Genomic DNA, 15,751 nt, shown 5'->3' with positions numbered 1-15,751 from the left:
ACTCCCTTATTTATTAAATAGGTTTTGACCTAAAGCTTTATATGTTTCATATAAAGTGATCATTTTTTTAGCCCATTTAATTCTTGAAGAATCTACTAATTTATCATTATGTAAAATAACTTCTTTACCTTCTTTTACAGCTTCTTCATATTTTGCAATCATATTCTCATAATCTTCAACTTCTGATTGTTTAGGAGTAAAAATATCATTAATATATTCAATTTGAACAGGATGAATCAGTGATTTCCCATCAAATCCTAGATTAAAGGCATCTTTTGTTGAATCTTCACAAGCGAACTCATCATTAACATCAAAATGTGGTCCATCAATTACAGTTTTTCCATAAGCTTTTGATGCTAATGCAATTTGCGATAAGTAATTAAACATCGCTTTTGAACCTTTTTTAACATCAATATGAAGTCTATTTGCAAGTTTATTAGAACCAACAACCACAACTTCAACTTTAGGAGATGCTGCACAAATTTCATGAATATTTAAAACAGATAAAGGAGTTTCAATCATAATCATTAAAGATATATTAGGATTTACTTCTTCTGTTAATTTAACTGCTTCTAAAACATCTTCTTTTGATTGAATTTTAGAAAATAATAAACCATCAATTTCAATCTCTTTTGCAAGTTCTAAATCTTTTCTTAAATCTTCAGAACCTAAGTTATTGATTCTAAGAACTCTTTCTGATTCACCAAATTTAGAACCACTCTCTTTATAAACTTCTCTAATTACAGCTCTTCCAGCTTCTCTTTGTTCTTGTAAAATTGCTTCAAGGTCAAAAATTACAGCATCTGCAAGTACTGTTCGAGCTTTTTCAACATTATGTTTATTATATGCAGGTACAAATAACATTGATCTTCTTGCTTTATATTCAACTACTTTTGTTCCTGTTTCAATTGCATGATATTGCTCATGTAATTGTTTAACAAGTTGTTTTCTTAAAACTTTTCCATTTTTAGTTCTTGGATAATCAAGCATTGCAAAAATCTCTTTTGGAGCTTTATATTTTGCTAAGTTAGCTTGAGCAAAAGCTAAAATTTCTGCTTGTTTTTCTTTTGATAATTCTTCATGTCCAATAACTGCAATTGCTACTATTGTTTTATCTTTACCAATATCTAAACCAAAAGCAACACAATCTGCAACTGCATCATGAGTTTTTACAACTCTTTCGATTTCATGTGGAGATACTCTAAATCCAAAAGTATTGATAATATCATCTTTTCTACCAATGAACCAGATATATCCATCTTCATCTTTTTTAGCATAATCACCTGTGAAAAAATATCCATCATGTCTTGATTTTGCAGTTTCTTCTTCTAATTGCCAATACTCTAAGAATAATCCTGGATCATCTTCACCAATACAAATCATTCCTTCTTCACCATCAACTACTTCTTCCAAAGTATCTGGATCTAAAAGTTTTACAGTATGTCCTGGTTGTACGAATCCCGCACTTCCTGGTCTAATTGGATTATTCTTTGAGTGAGAAATATAATAAGAACATTCACTCATTCCAATTGCTTCATAAATATCTTGTTTGAATTTTTCTCTCCAAAGTCCAAGCATTTCATCAGATAAATGCTCCCCAGCACTCATACAATATCTTAAGCTTGGGCAATCAGCTAAAGTAAAATCTGTTTTTTGAATAATTTGTCTATAAATTGTTGGAACTCCAATAAATATAGTACATTGGTGCTTTTTAATTAAATTAATCCAAGTTGAGGCATCATTTGAACCCTCATAAGCAATAACAGTATGACCATTAAATAATGGATCCATTAATGCAGATCCTAAAACATAAGTCCAGTTAAATTTACCAGAATGCATGATTCTGTCATTTTCTTTAAAATCAAACCAAAATTTAGTTGCAGGTGTTCTTCCAACTAGTGATCTATGAGAGTGTAAAACACCTTTTGGATAACCAGTTGTTCCTGATGTATAAACTAAATATGCAGGTTCACCTGATTTAGAATTATAATGATTTGGAGTTTTGTCAGTAGATGCAAAAATTTCATTTAATGAATAAACATTAATATCTTTTGGCTTTTTGATATTTTCAACGCTGTCAATTCCAGCAATAACAATTGTTTTTAAGTTATCAAGATTTTCTAAGTATGGAAGTAAATTTTCATACATAGATGCTGATAATACAATAGCTCTTGCTTGTGAATCTTCTGCAAGATATTTAACTTCGCTACCACTTAAAAGTGTAGAAGTTGGAACGGCAATGATTCCAGCTTTCATAGTTCCAAAAAACGAAATAGGGTAAGCAAGAGAGTTTTTTAAACAAACTAAAACTCTATCTCTTGGCTCTAATCCAATTCCAGTAAAGAAATTACAAACTTGATCAGATTTAGTTGCTAAATCTTTATAAGTTATTTCATCTGTACCTAATTTATCATCTTCGATAATCATGGCAACACTATTCTCTTTAGGTGTTCCCACATGAGCAGATGTACAAGCAAACCCGATGTTTAAAAATTCAGGTATTTCTATTTTAATATTTGAACTCATAATTATAATCTCCTTACTAAATTTGACCGTATGGCCAGTTTTCTTTAAATGTGTGAATTGGCATTCTGTTTAATACAGATAATGCGAATATTTCATCTTCTTTTGCTAAAGATCTTAATGCGTAAGCTCTTAAAATATTTTGTAAAGATTTACCAAACATTGGTGGATCTAACATTTCACCCTCATATCTAATTGCACCAGATAATAATGCATCAGTTTTGATAGCTTCTTTTAAAATAGCAACATCTTTTGCAATTTCATTTGGAGATGGCGTAAACGCAACTTTACAAATATTAATATGGTTTGGAGTAATGATTTGTTTTCCTGTTAATCCCATTGCATTTTCTCTAATTGCATGAGCATAAACATGTCTACTAGCATCATCACCATGTAAATCTAACCATCTTCTAATATCTTTTTTCTCCACACAAGAATCAGGTAATGAATGTGGTGTTAACATAACTTCAACTCCACCAATAACACCTTTACCTTTAATTCTAGCTTCCATTGTAAGCATATTAAAGAAAGTTTCTAACTCATTAATCCATCCTTGAGGAGTGATTTTATAAGCCATTGCTTTAGAAAAATCGTGAATTCCAAAAACAACATGTTTAACAGTTGAATGTTCCATTAATCTATCCGCAATTTGCAGTGATTTTGGATGTTCAATAATTGGTTGAATTGTTAACTTACTTCCGATTGAAATTAACCAAGAAGATAAATCTCTAATTTCTGCAGATCCATAAACTTCTCCAGCTTTTGCAAGAACAATAACATCAATATATTGATGAATTTGTTTTAACATTTTTAAATCTTCTTCATATTCATCAGTTCTAAAAGGATTAAGTCTTACTGCTATTTGAAAAGTTCTTTCAGGAAATTTTGGTAATTCTTGAATTAATAACTCTCTTGACATAGCTTTTTGTCTACAACCATCTTCTAAGTCAAATAACACTGTATGTGCTTTTGTTTTATAAGCATGTTTTTGTAGTCTAAGTTTTGCTTGTTCCATACTTTCATATGTTCCATCAAGTGGATTAAATTTGATTGGTGGGTAGTATATTTGAATACCAGGCCAATATCCACCAAGAACTGGTGTTAAATCATCATTTGCTGTTAATTTAGATAAATCTATTGCAGAAGTCATTCTTATCTACCTTTCTTTTATATTAATTTTTATTCGTGTTTCTTTATTTTCATCATAATTATTATACTTGAAAACTAACAAGAAAGTTATACACCATTTAAAATGAATTGTTTTAATGTGTTTTGAAATAGCAAATAAATTTAAGTTTAAAATCAGGAAAGGTCAATAAAGCCCAGAAACAAGGGAGATGAAACTTAAATTCATAGTAAAAATTGTACTAAAATCTACAAAAACCACATAAAAATGAGTGTTACAAAATGGAAAAGTTAAGAAAAATTTGAGAAAATTTAGAAAATCTTACGATTTTTCCAAATCTTCTAAGAAATTTAGCTTTCCAAAGTAGTCAAGTAAAAATGGTTTTGATACTTTTTCAAAGCTATTTATATCTTCATATAAATTTATAAATAATTCAAAATCTATGTTTTTTGCTTTTAAAGCATTTACAGAAAGGAGGGTGTCATTAATACATCCAAGTTTTGATGGTGCTATTAAAATTGCATTAGCCTCAAATATTTTTATTAAATCAATAATAAATAAATCTTTTTCAATTGGAACCATTAATCCACCAGCACCCTCAATAATAAGAACATCACAAAATTGTAATAAATACTTCTTTTTCTCTTTTAAAAACTCTATATCTATAATAGTGTTTTCTTTTGCCACATAAGGAGCTGCTGGAAGTTTAAATTGATAAGGAACACAATCATTTATTGAAACATCAAAAGAGGGATTTAAAGTTTTTACTAAATTTAACATTTTAGTGCCATCAAGGGGAAAATCAATAACACCAGTTTCAAAAGGTTTAAAATATCCTACTTTGAAGCCTTTTTTTGCATAATGTTTAAGTAGTTTTTCACAAGCGTAAGTTTTACCTACATCTGTATTTGTAGCACTTACAAATAAAATCTTTTTCATATTTTCTCTTTATTTTTTGTAAAATTATAACGAATCATTTAATAGTCTTCATTAAAAATAAGTTTCCAAAATGCTTTATATGCCACAATTTCTTGTGTTTTAGATGATAAACTTTTTAAAACTTCACGAGAAGATATTGCTTTATTTTTTAATTCATCTTCTCTATCTCCACCAATATCAAAGGCAGTTAAAAAGTGATAAGGATAATCTTCTATAAGTTTCGCCCATTCAGGTTTGAGTTTTCCAGTGTTTCTATCCCAAATTCTTGATTGAAATTCATTACTTGGTTTATAAATTGAGTCTTTATCTCCAAAAGCTAAATCAAAATAAAGATTAGGATGACGCTCAATTAATCCTCTTACAAGTTTTGGGTCATATTTTTTTGCTTTTTCGCTATATCTTATTTGTGCTAGATGACACCAAATAACTTTTGCTTTTGGGTAAAGTTGAAGCATTTTTTCTAAAGGTTCGAATAATTCATCTTCTATTTCATAGTGTATTTGAAAAGGAATACCAAATTCATTGGCAAATTTAAACAAAAGATGAGATGCTGGTGAGTCTATGGGAATATTTACATCTCTATAATACTCATTTCGTTTGTATTGTCTTGGAGAAAGATAATGTCTAAATTCAAATTCACCCAAGAGCAAATAGTGTTGAAGTGTAGCTTGTTTGATGCTTTCTTTAATAAAATTTTCTGGCTCTTTAGTCCACGCAGGATATGTTCCAGCAGTTGAAGTTGGCACATAACGAGAAGGATCAGCACTCATAAGATTTCTTGGTGAATCATGCCATAACTTAGACTCTTTTTCATAAGCTTTTTCTCCAATTTGTGCAGAAAAAGCAATCATTGCAATTCCCTCATCATCCATGGTCTTAGCATAATTGATAAGATTAAAATCTTTAGGATTAAAAGAAGATTCCACATCAATCAAAGGTATGATTCCTACATTTTTTATGGCTTCAATTCGTGTTTTCCAGTTTTTCTTAAGTGTAATGTTATCAAAAGGAATAGCAACTTTTTCATAAGATGAAAGTTCATTATTTAAGGGTATTGGCGTAAAGGTTTCAGCTTTAAGACTCATAATTAAGGCAAAAAATAGTAGATATTTCATTGTTATTCCTTTTGTAATTTATTTACAAAAATTATAACGAAATAAAAATAGTGTGACTTGAATTCACACTATTTCATCTTCGAAGAAGTTCATTAACTCTTTTTTGTCAATTTTATGATTTGTTTTTTTATAAAGATTCTCTTCAAGTTTTATAAGAGTATTTTTAATAAGTTCATTTTTTTTATTATAAGGTAAAAGTAGCTCAAATAAATCTTTGTCATTTTTGGCTTTTTTGATTAATAAAACAATATCTTTTTTAGCTTTTTTGTCTGTTTTTTTATTTCTAAAAAGTAAAAGTAACACTAAAATAACAAGGAAAAGAACAAGAGCTAAAACCATATAATTTATGTTTTTATCTTCTTTTAGCTCAGAAACTTTTTCTTCATTTGAAACTTTTGTTGGAGTATTTGCGGTTTCAATTTTAACAGCATTACCATTTTGATTATTGTTTTGAACTTTTATATCTATTGGATTTGAATAAATTGTTTTAACTTGATTTGTTTTTTTATCAAAATAAGTTAAAGAGATTTTTGGAATTGTATAATCTTCAAGGGCAACAAAAGCTATTTTTTGTGAAAAATTACCTTTATACTCTTTTTCTTCAAAAGAAGAATCAATTTTTGGCTCATCTGCATAACTCACTACATTATCTATATTTAAATTAAATTTTTGAATATCATCAATATTTCCAACACCATTGATATTTATACTTAGATTTACAGGCTGATTTGCTTCCACTTGCATTTTATCAACACTTGTTTGTAAAGTATAATCTCCAAAAAGTTCAAGATTATTTGGCAGTGGTTTTACTGAAATATGCAAATTATTTGAATAAATTTTTTGCCAAGTTATTTTATTTGTTACTGAATCAAAAAATGGGTCATTAAAAAAATCATTTGCAACTTTTTGTTTAACAGCTTTTCCAATTAATGCCTCTAAAGATTTTAAGTCATACTCTCCTGATTTTTGTGGAAATAAAAGATATTTTTGTGTATAAATAATATAATCTTTTTCACTACTTTTTTCATCGTCACCAACTTTTTTTATCCAGAAATTATCAAGTTTTGGTTCATTCATTCTGATTTGGTCAATTTTAGAATCAAGTTTATATTTAAATAAAATAGTTAAATTAACTGATTCTCCAACTTTAACTTCGCTTTTATCCGCTTTAATTTGGATTATAAAATTCTCACCTTCTTTACTGGCACTTGGTTTTATAACAGAGATTTTTTGAGGAGTTGTTGTATAAACTTTTCCATCAAGTTTTATTTCAAAAGCTGGAATTACTACATCTTCTTTTGGAGCAAAACTGTATGTTTTTGATATTTCTTTTGAATAATGACCATTTATAATTGTTGTTGATTGTGAAGAATATCTATCAACTATATTATAAGTATCAATAGTATTAATTTTTGGAAATTCAATATCACCATCACTATTTGAAGTAATTGTAAAACTAGCTAATTCACCCTCATAAATTGTAGGACTTGTAACTGTTAATTTAACATCTGCAAATAATCCTGTTAGAAAAAAAATATAAATTATAAATATTTTACCAAGGTTGTTTTTCATTGTTATCTCCTTTTGTTAATGGAAGTAACAGAGTATTTATTTCTCTATCATTTAGCATTTTTTGCCATTTTCTTTCTTCCATATTACTTATTTCTTGTTCTTTTTTATCACTATTTTCATCTTGTTTTAAATCTTGCGATTTAGACTCTTTTTGTTCATCTTGAGTATTTTGTTGCTTTTCTTGTGCATTTTTATCCTCTTTATTTTTATCATCAGGAGTGTTTTTATTTTCTTCTTTTGGACTATTTTCTTGATTGTTTTCTTGTTTTTTATCTTCTTTGTTTTGTTCGTTCTTATTTTTATCTTCTTTTTTATCTTCTTTCTTTTTTTTCAAAAGTTCCAAATTATACTTAGCATCTTCATCATCTTTTATTTTCAAAGCATCTTCATAACTTTTTATTGCTTTGTCATCATCTTTTAAATTTGCATAAGAATTTCCCATATTATAAAGTTTGTCAAACTCCAAATCTTTATTTGAAATTGATGAATAAGCTTTTAAAGCTTCATCATATTTTTTTGCTTTATATAAAGAGTCTGCTTCATTAAATTTTGATTCGTCACTATTTACTTTTGAGTATGAATCTGCTGCTTTTTCATAATCTTTGCTATCATAAGCTTTTTTTGCATCATCTAAATGTTTAAAATCAAAAACCGAAGCCCAAGAAAAACATATTCCAATAAAGAATAAACTTATAAATATTCTCATTTTTGTCTCCTTGGAAGTGAAAAAATTCCCATAAAAAATAGGATAATTGCTAATATCAAAGGATAATAAAACAACTCTTTTTCATCTTTGATTACTTCTTCTTTTTCAGCATTTGCTTTGTAATTATTGTTGATTAATTCACTTAATTGTTTAATATCATTTTGATTTAAAGATTGTTCCATATATGCACCATTACTATTTAAAGCCAATTTCTTGATATTTTCATTTAATTTTACTAAAACTGCATTTCCATTATCATCTTTGATAATTCCACCTTTTGAAGTTCCTATATTGTAAACATAAACACTAATATTGTGGGTTTTTGCATAAGATATTTCATTTTCATAATTATCTTCATTTCCACCATCTGTAAAAAGAAGAAGAATTTTATTTTTTTCATCTTTTAAAAGCTCATTTGAGACTTCTAAAACAGATTGTATATTTGTGCCTTTTAGATTCAGATAATCAAATCTTAGATTTTTTACCAAAAATTTTAAAGAGTTAAAATCCTCAGTCAAAGGTGAAATCAAGAAAGTTTGAGAACTAAAGCCTACAAGGGCTACTCTAATATTTTTTAAATCATCTAAAAATGAAAAAAGTTTATTTTTTTCAAATTCAAATCTACTTGGATAAATATCATCTGCCATCATAGATTTTGAAATATCAACAGCTACTAACATATCCACAAAACTTGATTTTATTTTTATCTCACCATTTTCAATTATAGGTCTTGCAAATGCAAAAATCATAAAAATAAAAGAGAATATTAGTAATACAGCTCTTGTTTTTTTTGAGAATTTATTGTTTTTAAACTCTATTCTTTTAAATACTTCACTTGAAAACTGCCCTAAAATAAACTCTTTTTTTTGTTTTATTAAATAAATTAAAGGAATAATTAAAAGAAGTACATATAAAAACTCTATATTTTTAAAATAAAACATTTTTACTCCTTATTTAACATATAAAAATATGCCATAAAAAATAGCATTGCAAAAGCTAAAAAGTATTGAAAAAAGTATGTTTTTTTCACATATTTATCAGCTTTTATTTCACTTTTTTCTAGTTTATTAATTGTTGAATAAATATCTTTTAAACCTTGAATTGTGTCAGCATAAAAATATTTTGCATCGGTTTGATTAGCTATTTCTTGTAACACAGCTGGATTAAAATCTCCAGGAGTTCCAACACCAATTGTATAAACTTTTATTCCATATTTTTTTGCAGTTTTAATGGCAACATCCAAAGGAATCGTATCTGTGTTATCCATTCCATCTGTTAATAAAATTGCAATTTTATTTTTTGATTTACTTGTTTTAAATAAGTTTGAGCTTAAAAACAAAGCTTCATTTAAAGCTGTTCTTTGTCGCCCTGCAATTCCCACTTCGATTTTACTTAACAATCTTTTTATACTATTTTTATCATAAGTTAAAGGAATAGCAACATAAGCAAAATCTGCAAAAATACTTAAACCTAATCTGTCATGTTCTCTTTCATTTACAAAATCTGTCACTATATCTTTTACAATACCAAACTTATTTGCTTCTATCATTGAACCACTGGCATCTAAAATAAGTGAAATTTCATAACCTTTGTCATCTTTTATGATTACAGTATCTTCTTTTATAGGAGAACTCAAAGCTATAACTAAAAATAAAACAGTTAAAAACTTCAAACTATTTATCAAAAGCATAGAATTTTTTGAGGCTTTTTCTAACAAAGCGATATTTGGAAAATAAAAAGAGACACCCTTTGTTTTGCAAAATTTTAAACATACAAAAAAGAGTATTAAAATTAAAAAAGCATAAGGATATTCAAATGTATAATTTAAAAAATTCATTTAATCTCCTTTATCATGCTTTTTATTCTATTTCTTTGCTTATCTGAGAGTTTTTCTATCTCTTTTTTATATTTAAATATTTCCAACTCTTTTTGTAACTTTTCAAAAGATTCTTTATTTTTTTCATCTATAAAATATTGGAAATTTTCACAAAAAGTATAAACTGCACTTTTTGTATCATCAAAATTTATCTCTTTTAAATTTTTCATGGCAATTTGTTTTAATGTTGGTTTTTTTCTTTTTTTCCTTCTGTTTTTGAAAAAATAAATTAGAATTATTAAACAAAATACTACACAAGCAATTATGCTTAGTAAAATCCAAAGAGAATAATCAGGAACTTCAATAATTCCTTTTATATCTTTTAATTCTTCCACATTTATCCTTTTATGATTTGTGATAATCGTAGAAAAATATCATCATCTGTGTATATTTTTCCATGCTTTATTCTGTGTTTAAGAAAATGCTCTTCGAGTTGCTCATCTTGTAAATCTAAAAGCTCTTTATATTTTTTTGCCACATCTTTAGTAATATTAAATTCACTACTTTTAAGATTTATAGCATTTACAAGTTCAAATTCCCCATTTAATAAAGGATACTCTTCTAATCTATCTCGAACTATTAACGCATAAACATCATTTTTATAAGCAATTTGGCTTAAATCCACATCTCCATAAAAATCTCCAACTACAAAAATGACAGAACGCTGTTTCATTGTATTATTTACATAATCACAAAAATTTTTATAATTTACTTCTTTTTTAATACACTTAATTTCCAAAGCATCTTGTATTAATTTATAAATAATAGTTTCATCATAAGTTGGTTCATAAAATATTTCACTTTTATTACTAAAAAATATAGGAAAAAGTAAATCATGATTATAAATAGACGAAAAGCCAAGTAGGGCGATAATCTCAGCTGCAATATCTTGTTTCATATTAACAGAACCAAATTCTAAACTCCCATTTATTAAAAAAGCCACAATAATATTTAATTGTCTACTCTCATCAAATACATTTACTTTTAAAGAGTTACTTTTTGCTGTGGCTTTCCAGTTAATATTTTTAATATTATCACCATAGCTATACTCTTTAATCTCTTTAAAATCTAAACCTTCACCTTTTAGTGAAGTTAATTGTCCACCAAGATTTGAATTAAAAATATTTGTTTTAGCTTTTATTATTATCTCTTTTGCTTTATCATACATTTTAATGCTCCTTTTACTTAAGGAGTTTTTATTTTTTGAAGGATTTTTTCGATTATATAATCTGTTGTTATTCCATTTGCTCTGGCTTTGAAATTAAGAATTAATCTATGTCTTAACACACCTTTTAAAACATAAGAAATATCTAAAGGAGTTACATAATCTTTTCCTCTAATTAAGGCAGTTGCAACACTTGCTTTATATAAATCAATAGAAGCTCTAGGACTTGCACCAAATTCTATATATTCAGCAATTTCCTCTAAATCATAATCTTTTGGATTTCTTGTTGCAAAAATAAGTTTTGTCATATAATTTTTTACAGCAGTATCAACATGAATTTCTTTTAAAGATTCTTTCATATTTATAATATCATCAGCACTTGCAACGACTTGAATCGCATCAAATCCTTTTATAGCAACTCGATTTACGATTTCCATTTCTTCATCAAAAGTGTTGTATCCAACTAAAACTTTCATCATAAATCTATCAAGTTGAGCTTCTGGAAGTCTATAAGCTCCTTCTTGTTCAACTGGATTTTCTGTTGCCATTACTAAAAAAGGGCTTGGAGATTTAAAAGTTGTATCAGAAATAGTGATTTGTCTCTCTTGCATAACTTCTAAAAGTGCAGCTTGAACTTTTGCTGGTGCTCTATTTATCTCATCTACTAAAAGTAGATTTGTAAATGCAGGTCCTTTTTTGATAGAAAATTCGCCAGTTTTAGGATTATAAATTTCAGTTCCAGTTATATCACTTGGTAATAAATCAGGAGTAAACTGAATCCTTTTAAAATCAATCCCTAAAGCCTGTGCTAATGCATTAATAGCAGTTGTTTTTGCAAGTCCTGGAACCCCTTCTACTAATATATGTCCATTTGCAATAAGTCCAATAATTAAAGAGTCGATTAACTCTTCTTGCCCAACAATAACTTTTCTCATTTCATTTTTGATATTGTTTATTAGATTATTCATTTAATACCTTTTTACTTAGATTTTATCTTTATATTTAGAAGTATAATTTAGATGAGTAAATAAAGCATTAATAAGATGATAATCTTGTATTAACAATTTATTAATATAAATATGAGAAAATATTTTATTTTAATTATTGCTTTTTTATTATAATATAAGATAATTAATAATTTATTATAACAAAGGTTTGAAGTGAGTAATGAAATAGAAATAGAATTAGAAGACGATTTAGATTTACAAGAGCCAAAAAAATATAAAGTTTTTTTACTGAATGATGATTTTTCAACTATGGATTTTGTAATAGATGTTTTAGTAAGAGTATTTAGGAAATCAGTTGATGAAGCATCAACTATAATGTTGAATATTCATAATAAAGGAAAAGAGTTGTGTGGAACTTATACTTATGAAATTGCAGCAACAAAAGTTGCCCAAGTTAAAAGTATGGCAAGAGAACAAGGTTTCCCCTTAAAAGCAATAATGGAAGAAGAATAATAAAATGATAAGTAAAGAATTAAGAAGCATTTTTACACAAGCTGTAGGATATGCAAAAAGTAGTAAACATGAGTATCTAACATTAGAACATATTTTTTTAATGTTAATTCATGATGAAACAATAGAAAATTTATTTATAGATTTAGGTGTAGATACAAATCAATTATTTAATGATATAAAACAATATATAGATGAAAATACACCAAAATTACCAGTTAATATAATAGATGAACCAATGGAAACAATTTCTTTAACCTCTACAATAGAATATATGGTTTCTCATGTACAAACAAGTGGAAAAGCAAATGCAAATGTGGAAGATATGTTTGTAGCTATTTTAAGAGATGAAAAATCTTATGCTACATATATATTAAGAAAGTTAGGAATTCAAAGAGTTGATATTTTAGAAGAGATTGCCCATAAAGACAACGATGAAGATAATACTTTAGAAAATGATAATGATATAGACAATAAAGTTTTAGATAAAAATTCAACTGAATTAGTAGCTGTTGCAAAAAAAGGCGAAATAGATCCTGTAATTGGAAGAGAAAACGAAATTTCAAGAGTAATAGAAATATTAAGTAGAAGAAAAAAGAATAATCCAATTTTAGTAGGAGAACCAGGAGTTGGTAAAACGGCAATTGCTGAGGGATTAGCTTTACAAATAGCACAAGAAAAAGTTCCAGAGTTTTTACTAAAAGCAAAAGTTTTTTCACTTGATATGGGTTCAATGATTGCAGGAACAAAATACAGAGGAGATTTTGAGAAAAAATTAAAATCTCTTTTAAAAGAAGTAGCAAAAATACCAAACGCAATTTTATTTATTGATGAAATTCATACAATTGTAGGCGCTGGAAGTGTTGGTGGAAGTGCTATGGATGCTTCAAATATCTTAAAACCAATGTTAGCAAATGGAAAACTAAGATGTATAGGTGCTACAACATTTAGTGAATTTAGAAATGATTTTTCAAAAGACAAAGCGCTTAGCAGAAGATTTGCAAAAGTTGATGTAAATGAGCCATCAATTGAGGATTCTATTACTATTTTAGAGGGTTTAAAATCAAAATATGAAGAGTATCACGGTGTAAAATATTCAAAAGGTGCAATAACAAGTGCCGTTGAATTAAGTAAAAAATATATTACAGATAGATTTTTACCTGATTGTGCAATTGATGTAATTGATGAGGTTGGAGCTTCTAAAAAAATATTATTAGCAAGTGAACTAAAAACAAAAACAACAAGTAATATAACAATTACAACAAAAGATGTGGAAAGTATTATTGCTAAAATGGCACATATCCCAGAACGAAGTGCGACAAAATCTGATTTAACTCTTTTAAAATCTTTAGAAAAGAATATGCAAAAAAGAGTTTTTGGGCAAGATAGCGCAATAAAAGTAATTGTTCAATCAATAAAAAGAAACAAAGCTGGACTTGGACTTGATAAAAAACCAATTGGAAGTTTTTTATTCACAGGACCCACAGGAGTTGGAAAAACAGAAGTAGCCAAAGAGTTATCATCTCAACTAGGAATTCATTTTGAAAGATTTGATATGAGTGAATATATGGAAGCTCATACAATTTCAAGACTTATTGGCGCACCTGCTGGTTATGTAGGATTTGAACAAGGTGGACTTTTAACAGAAGCTATCCGAAAGCATCCACATACTGTTTTATTACTAGATGAAATAGAAAAAGCACATCCCGATTTAATGTCAATTTTACTTCAAGTTATGGATAATGCAGAATTAACTGATAATAGTGGAAACAAAGCAGATTTTCAAAATGTAGTTTTAATAATGACTTCAAACTTAGGTGCAACTGAAGCAAATGTAATGGGATTTGCAAAAAATGAAAAACTAAATGAAAATAAAGCAATAAATAAATTCTTTGCACCAGAGTTTAGAAATAGACTTGATGCTGTTGTTCCTTTTGATTCATTAAGTATGGATGTTGTTGCAAAAGTTGCTGGTAAATTTATGGAAGATTTAGAAACTCAATTAGTAGACAAAAAAATAAAAATTGAAATAAGTACAAAAGCAAAAAATGAACTTGCAAGATTAGGTTACGATAAAGCTATGGGAGCAAGACCACTTAATAGAGTAATATCAGATAAAATTAAAAATGTTTTAACAGATGAAATTTTATTTGGTAAGCTAAAAAAAGGTGGATTTGTGAAAATAGATTTCGAAAAAGAATTTATTTTTGAATTTAAAGCTTTGTAACACAATTTTTATACAATTCTTTAGATACAATTCGAAAATTGTTTTTTATAAAACAAACAAGTTATTATTTTATTTAACAAAGGAACAAAGAATCATGAGAAAACTTTTATTAGGTTCAGCTGTAGCGGTTGCATTATTGACAGGTTGTGGAGATGAGAAAAAAGAATCTACGCAAACTGCTGGAACAACACAAGAAATCAAGAAAGATGAAACCGTAGCTGCTGTAGAGAAAAGTTCTGTAGAAGTTAAAGAAAATAGTAAAGTTGAAGAAAGAAAAATCGAAGAAGCAAAAGAAACAGTTTCAACAATAGTAGAAGAGAATAAAGAAAATAAAGTTATTGCTCCTGAAAAAATTGAAGCAGCAATAACAGAACAAACAGCACAAGAGTCAACAGTGATTGATGCAACTGCTTTATATACAAATTGTGGTTCATGTCATGGACAAAAAGGTGAAAAATCAGCTTTAGGAAAATCTCAAGTTATTGCAGGTTGGGATAAGCAAAGAATAATTGATTCACTAAATGGATATAAAGATGGAAGTTATGGTGGAGTTATGAAAAACATTATGACAGGACAAGTAAATACTAAAACAGAATCAGAAATAGAAGCACTAGCAGATTTAATTTCTAAAATGTAAAATATCAGAAATGGAGTTATTCTCCATTTTTAATATAAAAATATTTTTTAAACATTCAAATGTATCCTAAATTTAAAAAATACTTAGAAATCTCTCAAAAGTAAACTCAAATAAATCTCAAAAGCAAACTCAAAACCCCATAGAAAGACAAACAGGAGACAAATCCAAAAATTTAAGCCAAATTTAAGCCAAAAGCTATTGACAAAGGGAAGGAAACCTATTATAATTCCCGTCCAAATTGACTGAAGCGCATCAAACGAAAGAATGATAAGAAGCGTTGCAATTGAAGCTGGATGATCTTTAAAAATAATTATAAACAATTTATAAAGTAATCTTTATAAACCGAATATAGAATTCTTGTAGAATAATCTGTTGTTTATTACAGATGTAAAATAAGAATAAATGTTA

At 27.4% G+C, this 15,751-nt stretch carries 14 protein-coding genes; 3 read left to right on the top strand and 11 right to left on the bottom strand.

Annotated features, from left to right (window positions below):
• Nucleotides 1-6: 6 nt before the first annotated feature.
• The 11 genes from B0174_RS08080 to B0174_RS08030 all read right to left on the bottom strand — a co-directional run bounded on the left by B0174_RS08080 (nucleotide 7) and on the right by B0174_RS08030 (nucleotide 11,990).
• On the bottom strand, nucleotides 7-2,526 hold the full coding sequence (locus B0174_RS08080; RefSeq protein WP_108559501.1) for an aldolase/citrate lyase family protein: 2,520 nt from the start codon (nucleotides 2,524-2,526) through the stop codon (nucleotides 7-9).
• Nucleotides 2,527-2,542: 16 nt separating this feature from the next.
• On the bottom strand, nucleotides 2,543-3,673 hold the full coding sequence (locus B0174_RS08075) for an HpcH/HpaI aldolase/citrate lyase family protein (protein WP_108559499.1): 1,131 nt from the start codon (nucleotides 3,671-3,673) through the stop codon (nucleotides 2,543-2,545).
• 297 nt (nucleotides 3,674-3,970) lie between these two features.
• Entirely contained in the window at nucleotides 3,971-4,588 is a 618-nt protein-coding gene (gene bioD, locus B0174_RS08070) for a dethiobiotin synthase (protein WP_108559497.1), read from the bottom strand.
• Nucleotides 4,589-4,626: 38 nt separating this feature from the next.
• Entirely contained in the window at nucleotides 4,627-5,703 is a 1,077-nt protein-coding gene (locus B0174_RS08065) for an amidohydrolase family protein (protein WP_108559495.1), read from the bottom strand.
• Nucleotides 5,704-5,766: 63 nt separating this feature from the next.
• The gene (locus B0174_RS08060) at nucleotides 5,767-7,275 is read right to left on the bottom strand and encodes a BatD family protein (protein WP_108559493.1); all 1,509 of its coding nucleotides are present in this window, start codon (nucleotides 7,273-7,275) and stop codon (nucleotides 5,767-5,769) included.
• Nucleotides 7,256-7,981, bottom strand: coding sequence for a tetratricopeptide repeat protein (locus B0174_RS08055; protein ID WP_108559491.1), 726 nt, complete (start codon nucleotides 7,979-7,981; stop codon nucleotides 7,256-7,258). Before B0174_RS08055 ends, B0174_RS08060 begins: the two co-directional genes overlap by 20 nt.
• Nucleotides 7,978-8,922, bottom strand: coding sequence for a vWA domain-containing protein (locus B0174_RS08050; protein ID WP_108559489.1), 945 nt, complete (start codon nucleotides 8,920-8,922; stop codon nucleotides 7,978-7,980). The genes B0174_RS08055 and B0174_RS08050 overlap by 4 nt, the downstream gene beginning before the upstream one ends.
• A gap of 2 nt (nucleotides 8,923-8,924) precedes the next feature.
• Nucleotides 8,925-9,818 carry a vWA domain-containing protein gene (locus B0174_RS08045; protein WP_108559487.1) on the bottom strand — a complete coding sequence of 298 codons (894 nt, stop codon included), beginning with the start codon at nucleotides 9,816-9,818 and terminating at the stop codon, nucleotides 8,925-8,927.
• A complete protein-coding gene (locus B0174_RS08040; RefSeq protein WP_108559485.1) occupies nucleotides 9,815-10,192 on the bottom strand; it encodes a hypothetical protein in 378 nt (125 codons plus the stop codon). Before B0174_RS08040 ends, B0174_RS08045 begins: the two co-directional genes overlap by 4 nt.
• Nucleotides 10,193-10,194: 2 nt before the next feature.
• A complete protein-coding gene (locus tag B0174_RS08035) occupies nucleotides 10,195-11,025 on the bottom strand; it encodes a DUF58 domain-containing protein (RefSeq protein ID WP_108559483.1) in 831 nt (276 codons plus the stop codon).
• 17 nt (nucleotides 11,026-11,042) lie between these two features.
• On the bottom strand, nucleotides 11,043-11,990 hold the full coding sequence (locus B0174_RS08030; protein WP_108559481.1) for an AAA family ATPase: 948 nt from the start codon (nucleotides 11,988-11,990) through the stop codon (nucleotides 11,043-11,045).
• 192 nt (nucleotides 11,991-12,182) lie between these two features.
• Between B0174_RS08030 and B0174_RS08025 the strand changes: the two genes are divergently transcribed.
• From B0174_RS08025 to B0174_RS08015, 3 genes are all read left to right on the top strand, one after another.
• A complete protein-coding gene (locus B0174_RS08025; RefSeq protein WP_108559479.1) occupies nucleotides 12,183-12,482 on the top strand; it encodes an ATP-dependent Clp protease adaptor ClpS in 300 nt (99 codons plus the stop codon).
• 4 nt (nucleotides 12,483-12,486) lie between these two features.
• Nucleotides 12,487-14,706, top strand: coding sequence for an ATP-dependent Clp protease ATP-binding subunit ClpA (gene clpA / locus B0174_RS08020; protein ID WP_108559477.1), 2,220 nt, complete (start codon nucleotides 12,487-12,489; stop codon nucleotides 14,704-14,706).
• Between the two features lie 94 nt (nucleotides 14,707-14,800).
• Entirely contained in the window at nucleotides 14,801-15,343 is a 543-nt protein-coding gene (locus B0174_RS08015; protein ID WP_108559475.1) for a c-type cytochrome, read from the top strand.
• The last annotated feature ends 408 nt before the right edge of the window (nucleotides 15,344-15,751 follow it).

The sequence above is a fragment of the Arcobacter caeni genome (assembly GCF_003063245.1).
Taxonomy (GTDB): Bacteria; Campylobacterota; Campylobacteria; order Campylobacterales; family Arcobacteraceae; genus Aliarcobacter; species Aliarcobacter caeni.
This window is presented reverse-complemented; position numbering and strand designations above follow the sequence as displayed.

Bases quoted from the DNA above. Each gene is read 5' to 3' on its own strand.
- B0174_RS08080 (WP_108559501.1), bottom strand. From the start codon at position 2,526: ATGAGTTCAAATATTAAAATAGAAATACCTGAATTTTTAAACATCGGG.
- B0174_RS08075 (WP_108559499.1), bottom strand. From the start codon at position 3,673: ATGACTTCTGCAATAGATTTATCTAAATTAACAGCAAATGATGATTTA.
- bioD (WP_108559497.1), bottom strand. From the start codon at position 4,588: ATGAAAAAGATTTTATTTGTAAGTGCTACAAATACAGATGTAGGTAAA.
- B0174_RS08065 (WP_108559495.1), bottom strand. From the start codon at position 5,703: ATGAAATATCTACTATTTTTTGCCTTAATTATGAGTCTTAAAGCTGAA.
- B0174_RS08060 (WP_108559493.1), bottom strand. From the start codon at position 7,275: ATGAAAAACAACCTTGGTAAAATATTTATAATTTATATTTTTTTTCTA.
- B0174_RS08055 (WP_108559491.1), bottom strand. From the start codon at position 7,981: ATGAGAATATTTATAAGTTTATTCTTTATTGGAATATGTTTTTCTTGG.
- B0174_RS08050 (WP_108559489.1), bottom strand. From the start codon at position 8,922: ATGTTTTATTTTAAAAATATAGAGTTTTTATATGTACTTCTTTTAATT.
- B0174_RS08045 (WP_108559487.1), bottom strand. From the start codon at position 9,818: ATGAATTTTTTAAATTATACATTTGAATATCCTTATGCTTTTTTAATT.
- B0174_RS08035 (WP_108559483.1), bottom strand. From the start codon at position 11,025: ATGTATGATAAAGCAAAAGAGATAATAATAAAAGCTAAAACAAATATT.
- B0174_RS08030 (WP_108559481.1), bottom strand. From the start codon at position 11,990: ATGAATAATCTAATAAACAATATCAAAAATGAAATGAGAAAAGTTATT.
- clpA (WP_108559477.1), top strand. From the start codon at position 12,487: ATGATAAGTAAAGAATTAAGAAGCATTTTTACACAAGCTGTAGGATAT.
- B0174_RS08015 (WP_108559475.1), top strand. From the start codon at position 14,801: ATGAGAAAACTTTTATTAGGTTCAGCTGTAGCGGTTGCATTATTGACA.